Raw genomic sequence first — 2,544 nt, forward strand, 5'->3', positions numbered from 1 at the left:
GCGCTATTCAGCCACGCTTGCCCTGTTGTCGTTCAAGGCGGAGCCTTTGTGCTCTCATACGTTTTATCTCTTCATTGAGAGCGTCAGTTTTTTCATCAAGGCGTGAATTCCCTGATTTCGGCTCGTCGCGTTGACGTATCTTTTCGAGCGCTTTCTCAACCGAGAGCTTGGTCGGATCGGCCATCATACCTCTCCAGAAAGGGGATCGAAGCAACCAACGTCGGAAGTGAAAATGAAGCCAAGTCTTGAATGTTGACGTAAGTCAAACCTGCGCTGAAAGTCCGCTGGGTCAAAAAGCGCAATCTGGGCAGTTCGCCGGTCACCCACGACAATTCCGAATGGCATCGTTGCGTCCGTATCTGGGGGACCGTGCGGCGCTAACATTGGGACCTTGACAGCACTACATGTGGCTTCCGCCGCATATCTCCCTCCATTCGGACCCCGACGCATGATCCCCTTCTCCGTGCTCGACCTCGCGCCCATCCGCCAAGGTGGCGATGCGGCGCAGGCGTTTCGCAATTCGCTCGATCTCGCCCGGCATGCGGAGGCCTGGGGCTACAAGCGGTTCTGGCTGGCCGAACATCACAACATGACGGGGATCGCCAGTGCCGCAACGTCGGTGGTGATCGGGCATGTCGCGGGCGGCACGAAGACGATCCGCGTCGGCTCCGGCGGCGTCATGCTGCCGAACCACTCGCCGCTGGTCATCGCCGAGCAGTTCGGCACGCTGGAGTCGCTCTATCCGGGGCGGATCGATCTCGGGCTCGGGCGGGCGCCCGGCACCGACCAGTTCACCGCGCGGGCGCTGCGGCGCGATCTCGCCACCACTTCCGAGAATTTTCCGCATGACGTGCTGGAGTTGCAGGCGCTGCTCGGCGACGTCAAGCCGAACCAGGCGATCCGCGCCGTGCCCGGCATGGGGACGAATGTGCCGCTGTGGATACTGGGATCGAGCACCTTCGGCGCGCAGCTCGCGGCCATGCTCGGCCTGCCCTTCGCGTTCGCCTCGCATTTCGCGCCGCAGATGATGATGCCCGCGCTGCGCGAGTATCGGGCGCGCTTCGAGCCGTCGGCGCAGCTCGACAAGCCCCATGCGATGGTCGGCGTCAACGTGTTCGCCGCCGACAGCGACGCCGAGGCGCAGCGCATGTTCTCGTCGCTCCAGCAGCAGTTCATCAATCTGCGCCGCGGCACGCCCGGCCCGCTGCCGCCGCCGGTCGACGACATGGACGCGCTGTGGTCGCCGGCCGAGAAGGCCGGCGTGGCGCAAGCGCTGTCCTGCTCCGCGGTCGGCTCGCCTGAAGTGGTCGAGCAGAAGCTGACGGCGCTGATCGCCGAGACCGGCGCGGACGAGCTGATGACCACGGGCCAGATCTACGACCACGCCGCGCGGCTGCGCTCGTTCGAGATTGCGGCTGAGGTGCGTGACAGGCTGGCGGCGCAGCCGGCCCGGTGATCACACCGGGCCGGACGTCGGCGATACCCTCCCGAGCGTGGCAAATTCGCGCAGATTGCAGTTACGGTCTCGACGTCCTACACTCGGTGCCTGGAAGGGTAGCATAGCGCCGATCCCTCAAAGACCGATCGTAGGCCGCCGATGGACGTGGTCCGCAGTCGAGCATTCGATTTCGTCGAGACGGTGCGGCAGCTTCCTGATGTCGCGAGCATTCTGGATGCGATGAGCCGCACGCTCGGCCAGCACGGCTTCGACTATTACTGCACTTCCTATGTCGCCCCGCTGTCGACCGAAAGGCCGCGCGAGGCCGTTCTCGCCGAACGGCTGCCGGCCGGCTTTCTCGATATGTATTCCGAGGCGCAGTATGTGTGGCATGATCCCGCGCTGCGTTATTGCAGGACAACGCTTCAGCCGTTCCGCTGGTTCAGGGAAGCGCCGTACGATCCGGAACGGGAGCCGCGCGCCGTCGAACTCGTGCGACGCGCCCGCGACTTCGGCATGGTGGATGGCGTGGTGATCCCGGTCATCTCGCCAGCGGGCCGCACCGGCCAGGTGTGGTTCGGCGGCGCCGAGATCGATCTGCCGGAGCGCGATCTCCCCGCGCTCCACCTCATGGCGCTTTACGCCTTCGACCGGGTGCTGAAGCTGCGCGGCCTGCCCGAGGCTCCGCAGCTCGTACTGTCCTCGCGTGAGCGCGAGGTGCTGACGCTCGCGGCCGTCGGGCGATCCAGCGACGAGATCGCCGACGCCTTGACCATTACGGTACGCACCGTGAAGGCGCACATCAAGAGCTGCTGCAAGAAGCTCGGCGCAGCCACCCGCACGCAGGCCGTGATGATCGCCATGCGCGACCGGATCATCTCGCCCTGAGCGTGAATGGCCCGATGGCGACCGGAGCCGATCAGTCGGCAAAGCCGAACAGCTTTGCCGGATTGTGCACCAGAATCTTCTCCAGCGTCGCCTCATCGGGCGCGTAGCGGTACATCAGCTCGAGCAGGTCCGCGTCGTTCGGCGGCTGCTTGACGGAGACCGGATGCGGCCAGTCGCTGGCCCAGACGCAGCGGTCGACGGCCGCCTCGATATAGGCG

At 65.1% G+C, this 2,544-nt stretch carries 4 protein-coding genes; 2 read left to right on the forward strand and 2 right to left on the reverse strand.

Annotated features, from left to right (window positions below):
* Nucleotides 1-7: 7 nt before the first annotated feature.
* Nucleotides 8-184, reverse strand: a complete 177-nt coding sequence (locus AC1D00_RS36225) for a hypothetical protein (protein ID WP_167771335.1) — start codon at nt 182-184, stop codon at nt 8-10.
* Between the two features lie 264 nt (nt 185-448).
* On the opposite strand from AC1D00_RS36225, the gene AC1D00_RS36230 reads away from it, so the two are divergent.
* The gene (locus AC1D00_RS36230; RefSeq protein WP_477013972.1) at nt 449-1,456 is read left to right on the forward strand and encodes an LLM class flavin-dependent oxidoreductase; all 1,008 of its coding nucleotides are present in this window, start codon (nt 449-451) and stop codon (nt 1,454-1,456) included.
* 141 nt (nt 1,457-1,597) lie between these two features.
* Nucleotides 1,598-2,326, forward strand: coding sequence for a helix-turn-helix transcriptional regulator (locus AC1D00_RS36235; protein WP_477013973.1), 729 nt, complete (start codon nt 1,598-1,600; stop codon nt 2,324-2,326).
* Between the two features lie 31 nt (nt 2,327-2,357).
* Here AC1D00_RS36235 and AC1D00_RS36240 read toward each other — a convergent pair.
* On the reverse strand, nt 2,358-2,544 hold a 187-nt coding region (locus AC1D00_RS36240; RefSeq protein ID WP_477013974.1), incomplete at its 5' end, for an amidohydrolase family protein.

Source organism: Bradyrhizobium sp. P2_E8 (genome assembly GCF_056403875.1).